15 protein-coding genes are annotated in these 20,525 nt (G+C 46.1%); 14 read left to right on the top strand and 1 reads right to left on the bottom strand.

Going from position 1 to position 20,525, the window contains the following annotated elements; all coding sequences use genetic code 11:
* Positions 1–47 precede the first annotated feature (47 nt).
* The 5 genes from MHI15_RS07490 to MHI15_RS07470 all read left to right on the top strand — a co-directional run bounded on the left by MHI15_RS07490 (position 48) and on the right by MHI15_RS07470 (position 5,826).
* On the top strand, positions 48–185 hold the full coding sequence (locus tag MHI15_RS07490) for a hypothetical protein (RefSeq protein WP_155288182.1): 138 nt from the start codon (positions 48–50) through the stop codon (positions 183–185).
* A 192-nt stretch (positions 186–377) separates the two neighbouring features.
* Positions 378–1,631: a histidine--tRNA ligase gene (gene hisS / locus MHI15_RS07485; protein WP_036677635.1), complete on the top strand. Its 1,254-nt coding sequence runs from the start codon at positions 378–380 to the stop codon at positions 1,629–1,631.
* Positions 1,632–1,686: 55 nt separating this feature from the next.
* A complete protein-coding gene (aspS, locus tag MHI15_RS07480) occupies positions 1,687–3,471 on the top strand; it encodes an aspartate--tRNA ligase (protein ID WP_076193219.1) in 1,785 nt (594 codons plus the stop codon).
* Positions 3,472–3,532: 61 nt separating this feature from the next.
* Positions 3,533–4,288: a tRNA threonylcarbamoyladenosine dehydratase gene (locus MHI15_RS07475; RefSeq protein ID WP_076130395.1), complete on the top strand. Its 756-nt coding sequence runs from the start codon at positions 3,533–3,535 to the stop codon at positions 4,286–4,288.
* A gap of 239 nt (positions 4,289–4,527) precedes the next feature.
* A complete protein-coding gene (locus MHI15_RS07470) occupies positions 4,528–5,826 on the top strand; it encodes an NCS2 family permease (protein WP_036677630.1) in 1,299 nt (432 codons plus the stop codon).
* Between the two features lie 55 nt (positions 5,827–5,881).
* Here MHI15_RS07470 and MHI15_RS07465 read toward each other — a convergent pair whose 3' ends face one another.
* Positions 5,882–6,547 (bottom strand): hypothetical protein, encoded by a 666-nt coding sequence (locus MHI15_RS07465; RefSeq protein WP_341164293.1) that lies wholly within the window; start codon positions 6,545–6,547, stop codon positions 5,882–5,884.
* A gap of 395 nt (positions 6,548–6,942) precedes the next feature.
* Between MHI15_RS07465 and MHI15_RS07460 the strand changes: the two genes are divergently transcribed.
* The 9 genes from MHI15_RS07460 to MHI15_RS07420 all read left to right on the top strand — a co-directional run bounded on the left by MHI15_RS07460 (position 6,943) and on the right by MHI15_RS07420 (position 20,508).
* A complete protein-coding gene (locus MHI15_RS07460) occupies positions 6,943–9,126 on the top strand; it encodes a HelD family protein (protein WP_076129666.1) in 2,184 nt (727 codons plus the stop codon).
* Between the two features lie 391 nt (positions 9,127–9,517).
* On the top strand, positions 9,518–9,799 hold the full coding sequence (locus MHI15_RS07455; protein WP_076129667.1) for a CD3324 family protein: 282 nt from the start codon (positions 9,518–9,520) through the stop codon (positions 9,797–9,799).
* Between the two features lie 294 nt (positions 9,800–10,093).
* Positions 10,094–11,398, top strand: coding sequence for a replication-associated recombination protein A (locus MHI15_RS07450; protein WP_076129668.1), 1,305 nt, complete (start codon positions 10,094–10,096; stop codon positions 11,396–11,398).
* Between the two features lie 379 nt (positions 11,399–11,777).
* Positions 11,778–12,794 (top strand): ABC transporter ATP-binding protein, encoded by a 1,017-nt coding sequence (locus MHI15_RS07445; protein WP_076129669.1) that lies wholly within the window; start codon positions 11,778–11,780, stop codon positions 12,792–12,794.
* A complete protein-coding gene (locus tag MHI15_RS07440) occupies positions 12,781–13,716 on the top strand; it encodes an ABC transporter ATP-binding protein (protein WP_036677615.1) in 936 nt (311 codons plus the stop codon). Before MHI15_RS07445 ends, MHI15_RS07440 begins: the two co-directional genes overlap by 14 nt.
* Before the next feature lie 4 nt (positions 13,717–13,720).
* Positions 13,721–14,683: an oligopeptide ABC transporter permease gene (gene opp4B, locus MHI15_RS07435; RefSeq protein WP_036677612.1), complete on the top strand. Its 963-nt coding sequence runs from the start codon at positions 13,721–13,723 to the stop codon at positions 14,681–14,683.
* A gap of 27 nt (positions 14,684–14,710) precedes the next feature.
* Positions 14,711–15,616 carry an ABC transporter permease gene (locus MHI15_RS07430; protein ID WP_076129671.1) on the top strand — a complete coding sequence of 302 codons (906 nt, stop codon included), beginning with the start codon at positions 14,711–14,713 and terminating at the stop codon, positions 15,614–15,616.
* Positions 15,617–15,635: 19 nt separating this feature from the next.
* Complete coding sequence (locus MHI15_RS07425) at positions 15,636–17,483, top strand: oligopeptide ABC transporter substrate-binding protein (RefSeq protein ID WP_076218485.1); 1,848 nt, start codon at positions 15,636–15,638, stop codon at positions 17,481–17,483.
* A 292-nt stretch (positions 17,484–17,775) separates the two neighbouring features.
* Complete coding sequence (locus MHI15_RS07420) at positions 17,776–20,508, top strand: glycoside hydrolase family 9 protein (protein ID WP_341164292.1); 2,733 nt, start codon at positions 17,776–17,778, stop codon at positions 20,506–20,508.
* The last annotated feature ends 17 nt before the right edge of the window (positions 20,509–20,525 follow it).

Here is a 20,525-nt window from a genome sequence, read left to right as displayed (position 1 = left end):
CAACTCCAGAGAAGAATCCCTTGTCGATTCGGATGACATCTACTTAAGTGGATGATGAACCGGTATCGCTTGGCTGCAAGGATTCTGTTGATGAGCGAATGAATGACCTCCCCGAGAACGTACGGCGAAAGTGGGCAGTGTTGATTGCCGCGATCAGTAGCCGTTTACGCGTAGGCGGGCGTTAACCGCTTTGAGCGGCTTCAGTATATTTTTACTGATCCGGAATGTGGGTGGTACCACGTGGTGTATTATTGGTTATGATAATCCCTCGTCCCTGTTTTTTTATAAAACAGGGCGAGGGATTTTTTGCTTTTTCTGCAATAGAAACAGATGAAGAGAACAGCTTTAGAGGGGTTATTTTTTAGGAGGGATAGACTGTGGCTAAAGAAAGATTCGAGAAACCAACAGGAACGCAGGACGTGCTTCCGGGTGCTGTGGAGAAATGGCAGTATATTGAGGGGAAGGCCAGAGATTTATGCCGCCGTTTTAACTACCGGGAAATTCGCACACCTATGTTTGAGCACACAGGGTTATTCGAACGTGGAGTAGGCGAAACAACGGATATCGTGGAAGGCGAAATGTATACGTTCAAGGACAAAGGCGACCGTGATTTGGCTCTTCGTCCAGAAGGAACGGCTGGTGTCGTGCGGGCTTACGTTCAGAACAAGCTATACGGTGAACCTGATGTAAGCAAGCTGTATTATATCGGACCTATGTTCCGTTATGAGCGTCCGCAGGCCGGAAGATATCGCCAGTTCCATCAGTTTGGGATTGAGGCGTTTGGGGCCGTGGATCCGGCTATTGATGCAGAAGTAATCTCTATGGGCTATCAATTCTATAAGGATCTAGGTCTTAAGGATGTAAGAGTGGAGCTTAATTCCGTGGGTAATGCACCAAGCCGTGCGGCTTACCGGGAGAAGCTGCTGGGATTCCTTAGACCGATGAAGGATAACCTCTGCAGTGACTGTCAGCGTCGAATCGAGCGTAATCCGCTTCGTGTGCTGGATTGCAAGGTGGATCAGGATAAATTTACAGATGCGCCTTCCATTTTGGACAGTTTGGATGATGAATGCATAACTCATTTTGAGAAGGTTAAGATGCATCTCGACATCATGGGTGTGGAGTTCACGATTAATCCTCGTCTTGTACGTGGTTTGGATTATTACACGCATACTGCGTTTGAATATAAAGCAGCTGGCATTGGCTCTATTGATACCGTAGGCGGCGGAGGCCGTTACAACGGTTTAGTTGAAGAAATCGGTGGACCGGATCAACCGGGTATTGGTTTTGGGATCGGGCTGGAGCGTATTCTTCTTATTCTGGAAGATCAGAAGGTTGAGCTGGAGACTGCGAAGCCACTGGATGTGTATTTTGTAGCTCTTGGCGAAGAGGCTGACATTGAAATCTCCAAGCAGCTATACTTTCTGCGTAGCCAAGGGTTCTCGGCAGAACGCGACTACCTCGGCCGGAAGATGAAGGCGCAGATGAAGTCAGCTGACCGTATGTCGGCACGTTATACTGCGATTCTTGGCGAAGACGAGCTGAAGAATGGTGTAATTGCGCTGAAGTCGATGAGCACAGGGGAACAGCAGACTGTGAAGCTCGAAGAGCTGGCTCAGGCGTTGGTATAGAAGAAGACTTTTTAAGTAGAAATGTATTTTTAAATAAAAAGGGGAATGGTGAATTATGCAAAGAAGTCATAACTGTGGGCAATTAACACCAGAACATATTGGACAAACGGTAACCTTGAACGGATGGGTCCAGACCCGCCGCGACCTTGGGGGCGTACTTTTTATTGACCTGCGTGATAGAAGCGGTATTGTGCAAGTTGTATTCAACCCGGACTACTCCGGCGAAGCACTGCAAATTGCGGATAAGGTTCGCAGTGAGTATGTTTTGGCTGTCAAAGGAAAAGTGGTTAAACGTGATGAAGAAACCATTAACCGCAATCTGCCAACAGGTGAGATTGAAGTTCAAATTACAGATATCGAAGTGCTGAACGCTGCTAAGACCCCTCCATTCTTCATCGAAGATGGAGTGGAAGTAGACGAATCTCTTCGCCTGAAATATCGTTACCTGGATCTGCGTCGTCCAGAAATGCAAAAAACGCTGTTGCTACGCTCGAAAGCTTCTAAGATTTTCCGCGACTTTCTTGACAGTGAAGGATTTATTGATGTAGAAACACCAATCCTAACTAAGAGCTCACCGGAAGGTGCTCGTGATTATTTGGTGCCAAGCCGTGTGCATGAAGGCGAATTTTTCGCATTGCCGCAATCTCCACAAATCTACAAGCAGCTATTGATGGTGGGTGGCGTTGAACGCTATTATCAAATTGCTCGTTGTTTCCGTGATGAAGATTTGCGTGCTGACCGTCAGCCGGAATTTACACAAGTGGACATCGAGACTTCATTCCTGTCTCAGGATGAGCTGCTTGGCATGATGGAGAACCTGATGCAACGTCTGTTTAAAGAAACTGTAGGAGCGGATATTCAGCTTCCATTCCAACGTTTGACTTATGCTGAGGCTATGGGCAAATACGGTTCAGACAAACCTGACCTGCGTTTTGGATTAGAGCTTGTAGAAATGAACGATATTGTTGCCACAAGTGGCGTAAAGGTATTCGCTTCCGTGATCGAAAAAGGCGGAGAAGTGAAATGTCTAAATGCTAAAGGCTGTGGGACTTGGACTCGTAAAGAAATCGATGATCTCGGACCTTATGCTGCGCGTTATGGAGCGAAAGGTTTGGCTTGGATTCAAGTGAAAGACGGCGAGTTCAAAGGGCCGATTGTCAAATTCTTCACTGAAGAAGAAATTGCCGCTGTGAAGGAGCGTACAGGCGCTGAAGAAGGCGACCTACTGTTGTTCTCCGCTGATACCAAAAAGGTTGTAGCGGACGTTCTAGGTGCCCTTCGTGTCAAAATCGGACGTCAGCTGGGTCTGATCGACGATAACGTGTTCAAGTTCGCTTGGGTGACTGACTTCCCATTGCTTGGTTATGATGAAGATCAGAAACGTTATGTAGCAGAACACCATCCGTTCACTCGTCCACGTGAAGAGGATCTGCATCTGTTCGACACAGATCCAGGTGCAATTCGTGCACAAGCCTACGATATTGTTCTGAACGGTTATGAAGTAGGCGGCGGCTCCATGCGGATTTACAAACGTGAAGTACAGGAAAAAATGTTCCAAGCTCTCGGCTTCTCAGATGAGGTTGCTTACGAGAAATTTGGTTACCTGATGGATGCGTTCGAATATGGTACACCTCCACATGGTGGTATTGCCTTCGGTTTAGATCGTCTAATTATGCTGCTGGCGGGTCGTACAAATCTGCGCGAAACCATCGCATTCCCGAAAACGGCAAGTGCAACGGACCTGCTTATGGATGCACCTGCACCAGTAGACGGTTCACAATTGGAGCAACTGCATATTAAGCTGGCTCTTAAACCAAAGAAAGAAAAAGAAAAAGAATAATTAAATAAAGCGGGCGAGGCAGATTTCTGCTTCGCCATAGCTTTTGAAGGAGGCTGACCTCATGCTGCATCAGTTCTCACGTACGGAACTGGCGATCGGACCGGAAGGTCTGGAGATTATGAAGAACAGCACAGTAGCGGTACTTGGTATCGGCGGTGTTGGCGGTATGGCTGTTGAGGCATTGGCTCGTAGCGGGATCGGCAGACTGATTCTGATTGATAAGGATTCCGTCGACATTACCAATGTGAATCGGCAGATCCACGCACTTACTACAACGGTTGGGCAAAAGAAGGCCGAACTGATGGTAGACCGTGTGAAGCTGATTAATCCGGAATGTGAAGCAATTGCGCTGAACATGTTCTATACGGAAGAAACCTATGAGGAACTGTTCAAGCTGAAACCGGATTATGTGATCGATGCCTCGGATACGATTATCTACAAGGTCCATTTGATTAAAGAATGTCTGGCACGTGGAATTCCTATGATTTCAAGCATGGGTGCTGCCAACAAAATGGATCCTACAAGATTCCAGGTAGCGGACATTTCTAAAACAACGTATGATCCGATTGCCCGGGTCATTCGCCAGAAGCTGCGTAAGGATGGGATTAAGAAAGGCGTGAAGGTGGTTTTCTCTACGGAGCCGCCAATGAAGCCACGTCAGGATGTTACGGACAAGATTGTTCCGGAGAATGCGCCGGATCGACGTAAAGCGAAACAACCGCCAGCCAGCAATTCATTTGTTCCACCGGTAGCCGGCCTAATTATGGTCAGCGTTGCCGTGCGGGATTTGCTTGAGGCTGGAGGCGTCAGCTTGTAAGTGAATTGCTGAGCTGAGGCTGTTTCAATTATAGTTATAGGATTAGAGTAATGGACAAAAGGGCGAGTAGCTGGAATCCGGCTGCGTACGCCCTTTTGTTGTCGTTAAACAGGCGGGTTCTGCAAGAAGCAGGCCACAAATAGGCATAATAGCTGAACCGGGATCAACGGCTGATTATTAGATTTATAATCCGGGTAATATCCGCCTGCGGAACTTAATATCAGTGGAGGTTTTTGTACATGAAATCGAATTTTTGGCGAAATAGTGTGGGGCTTGCGCCTGAGAATGACTGGAAACGGGAATGGGCTGCAGGGATTCTCTCCTATTTTGCTTCAGTTTATATTGTTATGGTGAATGCGACGATTCTCCATGACGCGGGGATGCCGCTTAGACCGGCAATGGTGGCTACACTGTTGACCGCAATTACCGGCTGTCTGCTGATGGCTTTTGGCGGGAAGACGCCTATCATCGTAGTTCCCGGGATGGGGATTAACGCATTTTTCACTTATACGCTTGTTCATTCCATGAAACTGGACTGGAGAGAGGCGCTTACTGTAGTCGTTATAACAGGCGTGTTATTCGCTATCGTGGCCTTCACATCACTTTATCGTATTCTTAGTGAGGCAATTCCCCAAAACCTGCAGCATGCCATTACAGTCGGTATAGGGCTGTTTCTGACCTTTATAGGGCTGCAAAAGAGTGGGATAGTGATTGCCCATCAGACTACTTTTGTTGCCATAGGACATTTTAGTGATCCTGCAGTTATTACATCCTGTGTGACTTTATTGCTGGCTTTAGTGTTATTTATCCGGGGAACTAACGGAGGCCTGCTGATAAGTATGCTGGTTGGTACAGGACTAGCCTATCTGCTGGGAGCTGCACATGCACCGGAAAAACAGGCCTCAGGGCATGTATTCTCAGGTTATGGCGGCCTATTTTTCGGAATGGACTGGAGCGGCATTGTGAGCCTGGTGTTCTGGATTGCTGTATTCCTGTTATTGTTAATCGTTGTATTTGAAAATATCGGTCTTGTAGCCTCGCAGACGATGATGGCAGGCCGTCCAGAACGCTTCAAAAGCAGCCTGCGTGCGCTCTCGCTTGCTAATATCGCCGCAGGCCTTTTCGGAAGCAGTCCGGTCGTGGCCGCTGCAGAATCTAATGCAGGAATAGCTGCGGGCGGGCGTTCGGGTCTCACCTCGCTGGTAACAGGGCTTCTATTCGGGGCGACCTTCTTATTCCTACCGCTGTTATCCTATATTCCCGACAGTGCGATCGCACCGATCCTGATTGTGATCGGCGGACTAATGGTACAAAATGTGCGTGAGATGGACTTAAGTGATTTGACCGAGCTGTTCCCGTCTTTTCTAATCATGGTTATGATTCCATTCACCTATAGCATCGTGGACGGTATGGCTTTTGGTTTTATTACCTACCCAATTGTGAAGCTGGCGCTGGGCAAAGGGAAGGAAGTGCCACCTGCGTTGTATGGAATTGCTGGTTTGTTTGTGGCTAACTTTATTTTGCAGGCTGTGCTATAGTGCGGCATCCGGTTTCTTTGATTGCGAGGGACCTGTTACACACTTATTAGCTCTATTAGCCCGCGTTGAAATCAAAGAGGTAAATGCGTGTGCCGCTGATTGGAGTCAAATGTGCGTAGACGTCGAAAACAGAGGGATAAATGCGGCTGATTGGAGCTAAATGCGTGTAGACGACGAAATCTACGGGATAAATACCGTTGAATGGGGCTAAATGTGTGGAAGCCTCGAAAACAAAGGGAAAAATACCGTAGATGGAAGCTAAATGTGCCTGGACGTCGAAATTAAAGGCAAAAATGCCTCTGATTGGAGCAAAATGCGAGCGAACGCCGAAAACAGAGGCGAAAATGCCTCTGATGCGAGCTAAATGTGCCTGGACGTCGAAATCAAAGGCAAAAATGCCTTTGATCGGAGCTAAATGTGTGCGAACGCCGAAAACAGAGGCGAAAATGCCTCTGATGCGAGCTAAATGTGCCTGGACGTCGAAATCAAAGGCAAAAATGCCTCTGATTGGAGCGAAATGCGAGCGAACGCCGAAAACAGAGGAGAAAATGCCTCTGATGCGAGCTAAATGTGCCTGGACGTCGAAATCAAAGGCAAAAATGCCTTTGATCGGAGCTAAATGTGTGCGAACGCCGAAAACAGAGGCAAAAATGCCTCTGATACGAGCTAAATGTGCCTGGACGTCGAAATCAAAGACAAAAATGCCTCTGATGCGAGCCAAATGTGAGCGAACGCTGAAATTAAAGGCAAAAATGCCTCAGATTCGAGCTAAACGTGTGCGAACGTCGAAAACAGAGGCAAAAATGCCGTTGATTCGAGCCGAACGTGTGCGAACGCCGAAACCAAAGGCAAAAAAGCCTCTGCTCGGAGCTAAATGCGTGCGAACGCTGAAACCAAAGGCAAAAAAGCCTTTGGTTTGTCCCAAACATTCGACGCTTGTGCGAGCTAAGGAGCACCAAAGTGCTTTAGGTTGGAGAACTTATAAGTTTAGTCAAATCATTTGAAAGATTTGGTATTTAAGTGCTGATTGTGCTACAATGGGTATCCTTTTGCGTGAGAAATGGGCGTAGGAGCATGAAAATTTAAGCTCGATAAACTTTTAGGAGGTAACTGAAATTGGAAGACAACTTTCAAAGTGCCTATCAAGAGGAAGAAGACAGGCTGAATCAAGCGCTTACTGAAATTGACACTTTGCTGGAGAAGCTCCAGCAGACACCAGTGTACACGGGACATGACTATACGGAACAGGTGCTGGAAGCGAACCGTGATCAGAAGCGCAAAGATCTTGCCAAGCTTAGGCAGGAGCCTTATTTCGGACGGCTTGATTTTCAAGGCAATGATGAGAATGAACGGAAGGCACTCTATATAGGCAAAATCGGCGTAGACCGCGAGCAGGTAAGCGACCGTCCGCTAGTCATCGACTGGCGCGCACCGGTAGCAAGCCTGTTTTATTCGTTTACCGGCGGTACCGAGCCAGCCTCCTATGAAGCTCCTGAGGGATTAATAGAGGGGCTGGTATACCTCAAACGCAACGTGGTGATTCGGAAGCAAATTCTGGAGCGGGTCGCGGATACGTACAATCGGGAAAGCGATGCACCGATTGTATCAGATGAGTTTCTCGTCTATCGACTTGGGGAGAACAAGGATAATCGTCTACGGGATATCGTATCGACCATTCAAGAGGAGCAGGACAAGATTATCCGTGCTGCCAAAAATACAGCGCTAATCATTCAGGGCGTGGCAGGAAGCGGTAAAACAACCGTTGCACTGCACAGGCTTGCTTTTCTGCTGTATCAATACAAGGATCAGGTTTCTGCGGAAAAAATGATCATTTTTGCACCAAACCGGATGTTTTTGGATTACATCTCGGACGTATTGCCTGAGCTCGGGGTAGGTAATATTGCTCAAAGTACATTTCCGGATTGGGCGGCTAATGTACTAGGACTGGAATTGCCGGAACAGGATGCGACAGAGACGATGAACCGCTGGTTCGAAACCCCTGGCGGCATGCCGGTAATTACAGAAGAGACACCAGGGCGCTTCAAGGGTTCCACGGTGCTGATGGGAATCATAGATTCCAGCATCGAGCTATTAGAAAGCAGCTCTGTACCTGAGGGTGATTTTAGCCCGTGGGAGGGTGCGGTGCTACGCCGTTCTATGATTTTGCGCTGGCATAATGAGGAGTATGCTCCCTATCCTCCAGCCAAGCGCAAGGAACGGGTAATGGCGCGGATTCATCGCTGGATTGAGATGGAACTGAAGAAGAGTCCTTCAGCTGCTGCTATGAAGGATCGCAAGAAAAAAGGCGCGCAGCGAGAGAAGGCTTATAGTGCCAAATGGCCTAAATATGATCCATTAACGATCTATAAGCAAATTTTCCGAGCAGCTAAACTTCCTGAGGATTGGCCGGTTGAACCGCCAGAGGAAATTCCGGCAGCTGTGTTGAAGGAAACGGCAAAAGAGCTGAAAAAAGGCATCATACGTGAAGAGGATTTACCTCCGCTGCTGTATATCCATTATCTTTTGAATGGTGATGAGGGCGTTACTCGCTTTGACCATGTAGTAATCGATGAGGCTCAGGATTTTTCACCTTTCCAAATTGCCGTTCTGGATTTATATGTGCGAGGCCATTCCTTTACGATCCTGGGTGATCTCTCGCAGGGCATACATGCCTATAAAGGCGTACACGCGTGGGAAGAGATGCAGACGTTGTTTGCCCCTGAGAACACGGCTTATCACGCGCTGACACGCAGCTATCGTTCTACTATGGAAATTATAGACTTCGCTAATGGAATTCTATCTTCAGGTGTGGAGAGCTCATTGCTGGCTGTTCCTGTGTTTCGTAGTGGAGATCCCGTGCGTATGATCGCCTATGGCGAGGATGCCGGGGAACTGGTGGCTGATGAGCAAGCTCGCTTGCGGACAATAACCTCTGCACTGAAGTCTCTGTCAGGAAGGGAATACCGTACGGTGGCTGTCCTAACAAGAAATCTTCATGAGGCTGCAGAACTATATGCGGAGCTGGCACAGCATTTTGAAGATATTCATCTGATTGATGGCAGTATGACGCAATATCAGGGCGGGTTATCGGTGCTGCCTGTCTATTTATCAAAAGGTTTGGAGTTCGATGCGGTGATCTTAGCAGATGCCGATCAAGACCATTATGGAGCGACGGCTTGGGACGCGAAGCTGATGTATGTCGGCTGTACACGTGCTCTCCATGAGCTGTGGCTGCTCCATAATGGGGAAGTTCCTTCCTATGTGCAAACGGCGGCTGGAAGCGATTCTGAGGGAGAGTAAGACTGGTGGAGAATGGTTATAACTGTTCTTGGTCTTGTAACTCCCCCATAGGTATGGCTTAATAATAAGTGTCCGGCCGGGCAAGAACACTTCTGGAAGGAGGCTGATTGAAATGATTTCAGTATACGAGGTGGTTTCCGTTTAAGACGGAAACCTGCTTAAAGCGAGGAGGCCTTACGGCCTCCTTATTACTAACATAAGAAGTACCACACTTATCCATAAGAACGAAATTTATGAAATCGAATGTAGACGCTACCAAAAGGTTTTTATATAATGAAATTACGGATTTTTCCAAATATGAGGAGAAGAAAGGAGGCAGGTGACGTGATTATAACTAAAAACTTAGTTGACCGACGCATAGGGACACACCTGTTGAAGGAGGAAATGCAAGTTGAGTTATGTAAATGGGAAGGATGTGCTCCCCCCTGGCTTGCTCGAAGAGCTTCAGGGATACATCCAAGGTGAACTGCTCTACATCCCAAAGAAGACGGAAGAGCGGGTTCGATGGGGCGAGAACAGCGGTTCGAGGAAAGAAATAGCGAACCGGAACAAGGAAATTTTCAGTTGTCATCGAAGCGGTGATTCCGTAGCGGAACTTCAGAAGAAGTACCATCTATCGGAAGAAAGCATTCGTAAAATCATATCAAAAATGCGGCTGGCAGTAAATTGCTAGCTTGCAATTCAAGCATAAACGCCTCTGGTGTCCTTAGAAGGACGGTAAGCGTTATGCGAGAAATCATAAGGATAAAGTATAGCGTGAAACCTATACTTTCTTATATTTTGAAAAAAGAGCATGGCTCCCGCCTTTCTAAGACGAGATCATGCTCTTTTTATTTTGGCGTAAAATAAGTCTATGCTGATACTGTTACCTTGACCCGGCAGGGCATCCTAATCCTTCCCTGTGATATGGTATGATAGAGAGGATTTACATTGAGCTTTTACAAGAATATAGCAAGGAAGTGGAGTTATGGATTTATTTTCTTTCGGAGAGGACACCGGGGGCGGACGGCTGCTTGCGGACCGGATGAGACCGGAGAATCTTGATGAATATATTGGTCAAGAGCATATCATAGGTCGGGGGAAGCTGCTGCGAAGAGCGATTGAGGCGGATCAAGTCTCTTCGATTTTGCTCTATGGCCCCCCGGGATGCGGCAAGACGACACTCGCGCATATTATTTCTCATCACACGCAAGGAGAGTTCGTACGTCTGAATGCGGTGGAAGCTACCGTGAAGGATGTACGGGAGGTTATTGAGCGAGCTCAGAACAATCAAACATTGTACGGCACTAAGACGATCCTGTTCCTGGACGAGGTGCATCGATTTAATAGCTCACGCCAGGATGCGCTTTTGCCAGCAGTAGAAAAAGGGACTATTACCTTCATTGGAGCGACTACAGAGAACCCGTTCCATTATGTTAATGGGGCGCTTATGAGCCGCTCCACCTTATTTCAGCTGGAGGCATTAACGAGTGAACACAGCTTGATCGCGATGCGCAGAGCCTTGGCGGACAAAGAGAAAGGTCTTGGATTTATGGAGCTTCAGGTCGATGAGGAGGCTTTGTTGCATATTGCAACAATGGCTAATGGAGACATCCGGCGGGCACTAAATGCACTGGAGCTGGCAGCCCTGACTACCGCACCACAAGTTGATGGAAGTGTTCATATCACGCTGGAGGTGGCGGAGGAATCCATTCGGCGCCCCATTGTGAAGGCTGATGAATCTACGCAGTATGATGTGCTATCCGCTTTTCATAAAAGTATTCGCGGTTCCAGCGACGCCGCGTTGTTTTGGTTTCTGTATGCGGTAGAAAAGCTTGGAATGGACCCTATGACTTTTATTCGGCGCCTGATTGCAGCCAGCAGTGAGGATATCGGCTTGGCTAATCCCCAAGCTATGGTTCAAGCGGTGAGTGCGCTGGATGCGTATCGAAACAATGGTTGGCCAGAGGCGAAGCTGAACATTGCCCAAGCTATTCTTTTTGCAGTGGAAAGTCCGAAGTCTAATGCTGTGGTTATGGCTATTTCCAATGCAATGGCAAGTATGGATGAGATCAAATCAGCGGAGGTACCGCTGCATCTGCGTGATACGCACTATAAAGGTGCAACTGCGTTAGGGCATGAAGGATATCAATATCCGCACAATTTTCCGGGGCATTATGTGAAGCAAGAGTATTTGCCTAAGGAGATTTCTCAGCGTGTTTTTTATCAAGCTACTGAGCAAGGCAATGAGATTAAGATTCGTCATAATCAAAAGCTTCGGCGGGAGCAGTGAGCCGCTAGCGACTGTAATACCTTCCAATTTCATGCTGGAAAGCCAAAGATTTTAACTTTCAGTCGAACTAAATAATTCCCAAAAAAAGGCGGCCTAGAGCCGTTTTTTTGTTGCCTACGTTACTTTTAATCACATCGATTGAAAATTTTTTATAGGAAAAGATTGATAATTTACCATAAGTTAATTAAAATGAACTACAAAGTTACGAGATGTTCATTTTTATTTCCGATTGAACTACTGGTAGTATTCTTAACAGTGTTAATTATCATCACATTGGTTATTTCAAAATGTTTCATGAAAATCAACACTATTTATATCAAAATTTACATAATATTTTCATTGTGTTAATTTTGAAATCCTTGTCGTTAGGGTGATGAATATGGGCGAAGAACTACTAGAAATCAAAAATTTGTCGACATCGTTCAGAATTGCAGACGACTATTATGCTGCGGTTGATGATGTTACCCTGTCTGTTCGCAAAAATGAAATTCTGGCTATCGTTGGAGAATCTGGTTCAGGAAAAAGTGCGCTCGCCTTTTCCATTATGGGGCTGCATACCAGAGCCAGAATTGACGGACAAATCAAATACAAGGGCCAGGACATCGTTACTATGTCTCCTGCTGCACTAAACAAGCTGCGCGGCCAAGAAATGTCTATGATTTTTCAAGATCCTTTATCCGCTTTAAACCCGCTAATGATCATCGGTTCACAGATTGAAGAAGTACTTATCCTACATGATTCCAAGCTTTCTAAGAAACAGCGAAAAGAGAAGGTCATTGATCTTTTGACCAAGGTTGGAATTTCCCGTCCAGAGCATACATATCAGCAGTACCCCCACGAATTATCCGGTGGCATGAGGCAGCGGGTGGTTATCGCCATTGCGATAGCCAATGGACCCAAGCTTTTGATCGCCGACGAGCCTACCACAGCACTAGATGTGACTATCCAATTACAAATCCTTGAACTTATTAAAAAATTAAAAAACGATATGGAAGCAGGCATTATCTTAATCACTCATGACTTAGGGGTTGTAAGCGAAATGGCTGACCGTGTTGCGGTGATGTATGCCGGACAAATCGTCGAAATCGCAGATATTTTTACGTTGACGTCTAATCCGAAACATCCATATACGAGATCCTTATTAAACTCCATTCCAACGGCAAAAGAAGAAAAATCCAGGTTGCATGTGATTCAGGGGATTGTTCCACCACTGCAAAACCTTCCGCGTAAGGGCTGCCGTTTCTCGGCACGGACGCCTTGGATTCCTGAATCGGAGCATGAGGAGAACCCACAGCTGCATGAAGTCGCACCCGGACATTTCGTTCGCTGCACCTGTTATAACAATTTCCATTTCCCTGATACTAACGAGGAGGCAATCCACAATGGGACTTCTTGAGGTTAAAAATTTAGCAGTACATTTTCCGATCCACGGCGGTGTTTTTCGAAGGGAAGTTGGCGTAGTTAAGGCTGTCGATAATGTTAATTTTACCATTGAAGCTGGGCAAACCTATGGTCTGGTTGGTGAATCTGGTTCCGGAAAGACGACAACGGGTCGCGCGATTATAGGTCTTAATTCTATTACTAGCGGCAGCGTGATTTTTGAAGGGCAAGATTTGGCCTTGAGGGGTGTACGAAAGCAAAGAAATGTCCGCAAAGACATTCAGATGATCTTTCAGGATCCGTACTCTTCCTTAAATCCTAAGAAGCGTGTACTCGATATTATTGCAGAACCGTTGCGTAATTTCGAAAAAATGTCTCCAGGGGAAGAAAAACGCCGGGTGCAGGAATTGCTTTTACAAGTAGGCTTAAGTCCTGAGAACATCCTGAAATATCCGCATGAATTTTCTGGCGGCCAGCGGCAGCGGATCGGAATTGCCAGAGCAATTGCACTCAAGCCAAAACTTATTATTGCTGACGAGCCGGTATCTGCGCTAGATGTCTCAGTACAGGCACAGGTGCTTAACTTCATGCAGGACATTCAAAAAGAGCTGAATCTTACTTTTCTATTTATCAGTCATGATCTCGGGATCATCAGGCATATGTGCGATCACATAGGGATTATGTATAAAGGACGACATGTGGAGCAAGGGACTGCTAAAGATATTTTTGACAATCCTCAGCATATTTATACCAAACGACTCATTGCCGCCATTCCTGATATTGATCCGAAACAGAGAGAAAAGCAGACGGAATTCAGAAAATCAGTAAGCAAGGAATATGAACAAGCGCACCGGAATTATTTTGATGAAGAAGGCATGGCTTATCCATTAAAATCAATTTCCGAGACTCATCTGGTAGCCTTGCCTGAGAAAGGTTGAGAATATGTGGAAGATTATCGTTCGTAGAATTCTTATAATGATCCCTCAGGTAGTTCTATTAAGTATTCTTGTTTTTCTTATGGCGAAGGCGATGCCTGGTGACGCACTCTCAGGAATGCTCGATCCGAATATTGATCCGGCGGCCATTGATGCGATGAGAGAAAAGCTCGGTCTAAATGATCCATGGTACATCCAGTACTGGGATTGGATCACTAAAGCGATACAAGGGGATTTCGGCCAGTCCTTCCGTTTCAAAATGCCGGTCTCAGAGCTAATCGGACAACGCCTGATGAATACACTTTGGCTGGCCATTGTTACGCTGATTCTTACATACCTTATTGCTATCCCGCTTGGTATTACCAGCGGACGTTATAACGATTCGTGGCTGGATCGCTTGATAACTGGCTATACCTATATTGGATTTGCTGCACCGTTGTTTATTTTTGCACTTTTAATGGTATGGGTTTTCGGATTTCATTTTCATTGGTTTCCTACCAGCGGCAGTGTCAGTCCCGGGGAAGTTCCAGGTACACTAAGTCACTTCTGGAGTAAATTCTATCATCTGCTTCTGCCTGCGCTATCTATGGCGCTAATTGCAACGGTTGGGACCGTACAATATCTGAGAAATGAGATCATTGATACGAAGCAAAAAGATTTCATTCTCACTGCTAGAGCTAAAGGGGCTTCGGAGTCACGCGTATACAATCGTCATATTTTGAGAAACTCCTTGCTGCCGATCGCTGCATTTTTTGGATATGAGATCACTGGGTTAATCGGTGGTACGGTGTTCGTTGAAACGATCTTCAGCTATCCAGGAATGGGTTTGCTGTTTCTAAGTTCGATAACGATTCGGGATTTCAGCGTGGTAACAGCCCTCGTTCTTCTGTATGGGGTTGCTTCCATCGTCGGTGCGTTGTTATCAGACATTATTTTAAGTATCGTAGATCCTCGTATCCGGATTAAATAAGAAGATGAACACTTTGGGGTGAATGAAATGGCAAAGACGAGCGCAGAGATAGCTCTGCTGCAGGAAACTGATAAAAGTCCATCGGGCTTCAAAATTGTTTGGCGGGAGATGGTGCGGGATAAGCTGGCACTGGTCTCGTTGATTTTCCTATTTACGATTATTGCTGCTGTATATGGGATCTCCTTATTTTTAGATCAGAAAGAAATTGTCACGGTTGACTTGTTCGCCCTATATGAGAAGCCTTCGGCTGTGCATTGGCTGGGGACTGATTATGGAGGACGGGATGTATTCGGTCAATTAATTATAGGAACACGAAATTCCATGTCTATTGCCTTTATGGTTACATTTTTTACGGGAATTATCGGTATTCTGGTAGGTTTAGTCTCAGGTTACTTTGGGGGAACGGTAGATAATGTCGCGATGCGTATTGTAGATTTCTTCATGATTCTACCTTTTCTAATGATTGTTATAGCTTTTGTCAGCGCAGTTCCTAAATACAATACGTTGACCTTCTCCTTTATCATGACAGCATTTCTTTGGATGGGGATTGCCAGGCTCATTCGTTCCAAGACATTACAAGAGAAGGAATTGGATTATGTTCAGGCATCTAAGACCCTAGGCTCCTCCAATCTAAAAATTATGTTTACGCAAGTTCTGCCGAACTTAAGCTCAATCATTATCGTAACAATGACCTTGAATCTGGCAGCTAATATTGGATTGGAATCAGGCCTATCCTTTCTAGGTTTTGGTTTTCCAGAAAGTACACCCAGTCTGGGTACTCTAGTAAGTTATGCGAGAAATCCGCAGACTCTTGAGTTCAGATGGTGGATCTGGTTACCCGCATCATTGCTGATCCTGGTATTGATGTTGAGTATAAATAATGTGGGTCAAGCGCTAAAACGTGCGACCGACGCAAGACAAAGAAAAGGATAATAAGGGAGGAAATGATTAAATGAGAAAAGCCATTCGTTCAAAAGCTTTACTAGTTTCATTAATGTTTGTAATGTTGTTCGCTCTTGCGGCTTGCGGCTCCAAGAACAACAACGAAGCGGCTGAATCAACAGCAGCTCCTAACGCCAGCGCACCTGCGGCAACCGCAGAAGCAACGGCCGCGCCTGAGGCAGAAGACGGACTTTATAACATTAAAGATTTCAGTAACGTTAAGACTAACCAAGGTGAAGCTATTGACGGAGGGACAATTACATTTGGACTTGTTTCCGATAGTCCATTTGAAGGCACTTTGAACTGGAACTTCTATTCTGGAGATCCAGATGCTCAAGTTCTGAACTGGTTTGATGAAGGTTTGTTAACTTGGGATAAAGACTATGTTTATACTAATGATGGTGCGGCTACTTATGAAGTTGCAGAAGATGGACGTACCTTTACCTTTACGATTCGCGACAATGTAAACTGGCAGGATGGTAAGCCAGTAACGGCTGAAGACTGGTTGTTCGCCCATGAAGTTATTGGTAATCCTGCTTATGATGGTCCTCGTTACGGTTCTGACTTCACTAATATTGAAGGCATGGATGAGTACCATTCCGGTAAGGCCAAAACCATATCCGGGATTAAAGTGCTGGGTGATAAGAAACTGCAAATTACTTATAAGCAATCTACACCTTCCTTGTTAACGGGTAGCGTATGGATTTATCCATTAGCCAAACATATCTTTGGCGGCATGGATGTTGCCAAAATCTCCTCTTCCCCTGAAGTCCGCCAAAAGCCAATTGGCTTCGGAGCTTTTAAAGTAGAGAGTATCGTTCCTGGTGAGTCTGTAGTATTTGTTAAGAATGAAGATTACTGGCGCGGAGCCCCTAAACTGGATAAAGTAATTTTGAAGGTTATCAACCCAACAACGATTGTACAAGAACTGAAATCTGGTGGAGTTGACTTGGTGGATTCCTTCCCTATTGATCAATTCCCAGATAATGCGAAGCTATCAAATGTTGAGTATCTCGGGGCGGTTGACCGTGCGTATACGTATATTGGATTTAAGCTTGGCAAATGGGATGCAACGAAAAAAGAGGTTGTTACCGATCCTAAAGCTAAAATGGCGGATGTGAATCTTCGTAAAGCAATGTGGGCTGCGGTTGACAATGATACTGTTGGTAAAAAGTTCTATAATGGTCTGCGTTGGAATGCGACTACCTTGATTCCACCGTCCCATCCAGAATTCCATGATACTACCAATCCGGGCGTAGCTTTTGATCCAGAAGCAGCTAAAAAGATCCTGGATGACGCTGGTTACAAATTAAACGGTGAATTTAGAACGAATCCAGATGGCAGCGAGCTGAAGATTAATTTCATTTCGATGACTGGTGGAGACATTGCTGAGCCGCTGGCTCAATATTATGTACAATCCTGGAAAGCGATTGGTCTGAATGTAACTTTGGAAATGGTAGAGTTTAATACCTTCTATGATCGCATAGGTCAAAATGGTGAGGATGATCCTACTGTTGATGTGTACCAAGGTGCTTGGGGGGTAGGGATTGACGTTGACCCATCAGGTCTGTATGGCAAAGATGCAATCTATAACTTCCCACGTTACTCCAGTGCAGAGAACGATCGTTTGCTCGCCGAAGGGATCTCTGAGGCTGCATTTGATGTAGACAAACGTAAAGAAATCTATAAAGAGTGGCAACAATTTATGGTTGATGAGATTCCAGTATTCCCAACACTTTATCGTGCTGTGATTGTGCCGGTTAATAACCGTGTTCTAAACTTTGCAATTGGTGATGGAACCGGACTCTATTATAACGACATTGCGGTTTCTGCAGATAAAGCTGCGGTGGCTCAGTAAGAGGGGATTAATGAACAGCAGTTCAAGGAGAAATCCTGAGCTGCTGTTTTTTATTTTCCGTTAAATTAACAATTATTCCTATATTTTGTGCATTATTTACTGTAAAAATATAGTGTTTTAATGAAAGATATGGTATATTTTGGATGAGAGCGAAACTTTCGCTTAAATATAGCTCTTAGAGTGAGGTGAGTGGATGATCGCAATGACAGGTACCTGATTCAAGTGAGGGAGGTGTTACGGGACTGAGGTGTAATCTTTCTTGTGGCATTCACTGAAGAGAGGGGCAGTAGAAATGATCAAGAGGTATAGGAAACAAGGACTGGTGTTCAGTTTGTTGTTTACGCTTACATTTTGTTCAAATGCTGCATTTCAACCGGCGATAGCAGAGGCAGCGGCCGGAGACTACAACTATGCGGAGGTTCTACAAAAATCTATTTATTTCTACGAAACCCAGCGGTCTGGTGAATTGCCAGATAACAATCGGGTGGAATGGCGGGGCGATTCCGGTCTTTTGGACGGGGCGGATGTGGGACATGATCTGACTGGTGGTTGGTACGATGCCGGTGATCACGTTAAATTCGGTTTGCCTATGGCTTATTCTACAACGATGCTGGCATGGTCAGTTTATGAGTACAAGCAAGGATATGAGGGGTCTGGGCAGCTGGAGGAAATTTTATACAATATTCGCTGGGCAACCGATTATTTTGTGAAAGCTCATACCGCTCCTAACGAGCTGTGGGGACAAGTTGGTAACGGAACAACCGATCATAATTGGTGGGGACCCGCAGAAGTCATGCAGATGCAGAGACCTTCCTACAAAATTGATGCCACTCATCCCGGATCAGATCTTGCCGCAGAAACAGCTGCAGCGTTAGCTTCAGCATCCATTATTTTCAGGGATACGGATGCCGTATACGCGGACAAGCTGCTGCTGCATGCTAAACAGCTTTACAATTTTGCAGACACTTATCGCGGCTCCTATTCCGACAGCATTACCGACGTCAAACAATATTATAATTCTTGGAGCGGTTACGCGGATGAATTGAGCTGGGGGGCTGTCTGGTTGTATTTGGCGACTAACGATCAGCAGTATCTCAATAAGGCTATTGCAGCAAGCGATCAATGGGGAACGAATCAGGCTGGAAACTGGGGGTATCAGTGGACACAGTCTTGGGACGACAAGCATTATGGCGCTCAATTACTGTTGGCACGAATCACCGGGCAGACCAAGTTCATTCAATCCACTGAACGGAATATGCAGTATTGGACGACTGGAGTGGGTGGAACAAGTGACCGTGTTGCCTATACACCTGGCGGACTAGCCCATCTGGATCAATGGGGCGCATTGCGTTATGCAGCCAATCAGGCTTTTATGGCCTTCGTTTACTCAGACTGGGTGAGCGATCCGGTGAAGAAAGATACGGCGCGCTCTTTCGCGGAGAGACAAATTACGTATATGCTTGGCGACAATCCACGAAACAGCAGTTATGTTATCGGTTTTGGTAACAATTCTCCTCAGCATCCCCATCATCGAACCTCACATGGATCATGGAATGATAGTCAGAGCGTTCCGGTAAATCATCGCCATGTCTTGTACGGAGCGCTAGTTGGAGGCCCGTCCAAAACAGACAGCTACACCGACTCCATTAACGATTATGTCTCGAATGAAGTTGCAACCGATTACAATGCAGCTTTTACAGGAGCTATTGCAAAAATGGTGCTGCTGCATGGACAAGGGCAACAGCCCCTTGCACAATTTCCACCTGCAGAGACACGTGAAGATGAGATGTTTGTCGAAGCCTCTGTGAATGCTAGTGGCAGCAACTTTGTAGAGATTCGAGCATTGCTGAATAACCGTACGGGCTGGCCGGCAAGGGCCAGTAAAGAGATGTCTTTTAACTATTATGTGGATCTTAGTGAAGCGATAGCGGCTGGTTATGGTCCTGAGGATATTACGGTTACAGCGGGAGGCTACAATCAGGGTGGAACGGTGTCTGCACTTCAGCCTTACGATGCAGCTAACCATATCTACTATACTAAGGTTGATTTTACAGGTACTTTGATTTATCCGGGTGGACAATCTGCTCATCGTAAGGAGATTCAATTCCGAATTGCAGCTCCGCTGAACACTAACTTCTGGAATAATGCTAATGATTTTTCATTCCAAGGGGTGGCAGCTCAAGGAGTAACTCCTGTAAAAACAGCGAACATTCCGGTGTTTGAAGCAGGTGTGCACATGTATGGAGAACTTCCAGCGGGTGGCGGACAACCTGGAGAACCTCAAGTCCCTGCACGTCCGACTAATGTTCAGGCTGTAGCAGGTAATGGGACTGTCCATTTGACTTGGAATGCGATTAGCGGGGTCAGTGAATATACCGTTAAACGCAGTGAAGTGAGTGGAGGCCCGTATACGGTGCTTGAGAATGTCACGGGAACGGATTACATGGATAGTGGACGGGTGAACGGAACCACTTATTATTATGTGATCACTGCCACGAATAGTGTAGGGGCGAGCTTGCCATCTATACAGGTTAGTGCTAAACCCCAAGAACCGACACAGCCCACAACGGGAAATTTGAAGGTGCAATATCGTACGAATGATACGAATGCCAGTGATGGACAGCTGCGCCCTCAGTTCCGAATTATGAATACAGGAACCGAGTCTGTGGCACTTAGCGGCTTGAAGCTGCGTTATTATTTCACTGTGGATGGGGATAAACCACAACAGTTTCATTGTGATTATGCTGTAGTGGGCAGTGGTAATTTAAGCGGCAGTTTTGTTAAGCTGAATCCCGCCAGTACGGGCGCGGATTATTATCTGGAGATTTCTTTTGGTGCAGGGGCTGGAAGTATAGCGCCTGGTGGAGATAGCGGCGAGATTCAGGCTCGCACCAATAAGACGGACTGGACGGCTTATAATGAAACGGATGATTATTCCTACAGCGCGGTTCAGCAGACATTTGCCGATTGGAATAAGGTTACACTTTATCAAGGTGAAACACTTGTATGGGGCTTAGAACCATAAATATATCCAAGAGAGGG

The sequence above is a fragment of the Paenibacillus sp. FSL H7-0918 genome (genome assembly GCF_038007025.1).
In the GTDB taxonomy this organism is placed as follows: Bacteria; Bacillota; Bacilli; order Paenibacillales; family Paenibacillaceae; genus Paenibacillus_AQ; species Paenibacillus_AQ odorifer.
This window is presented reverse-complemented; position numbering and strand designations above follow the sequence as displayed.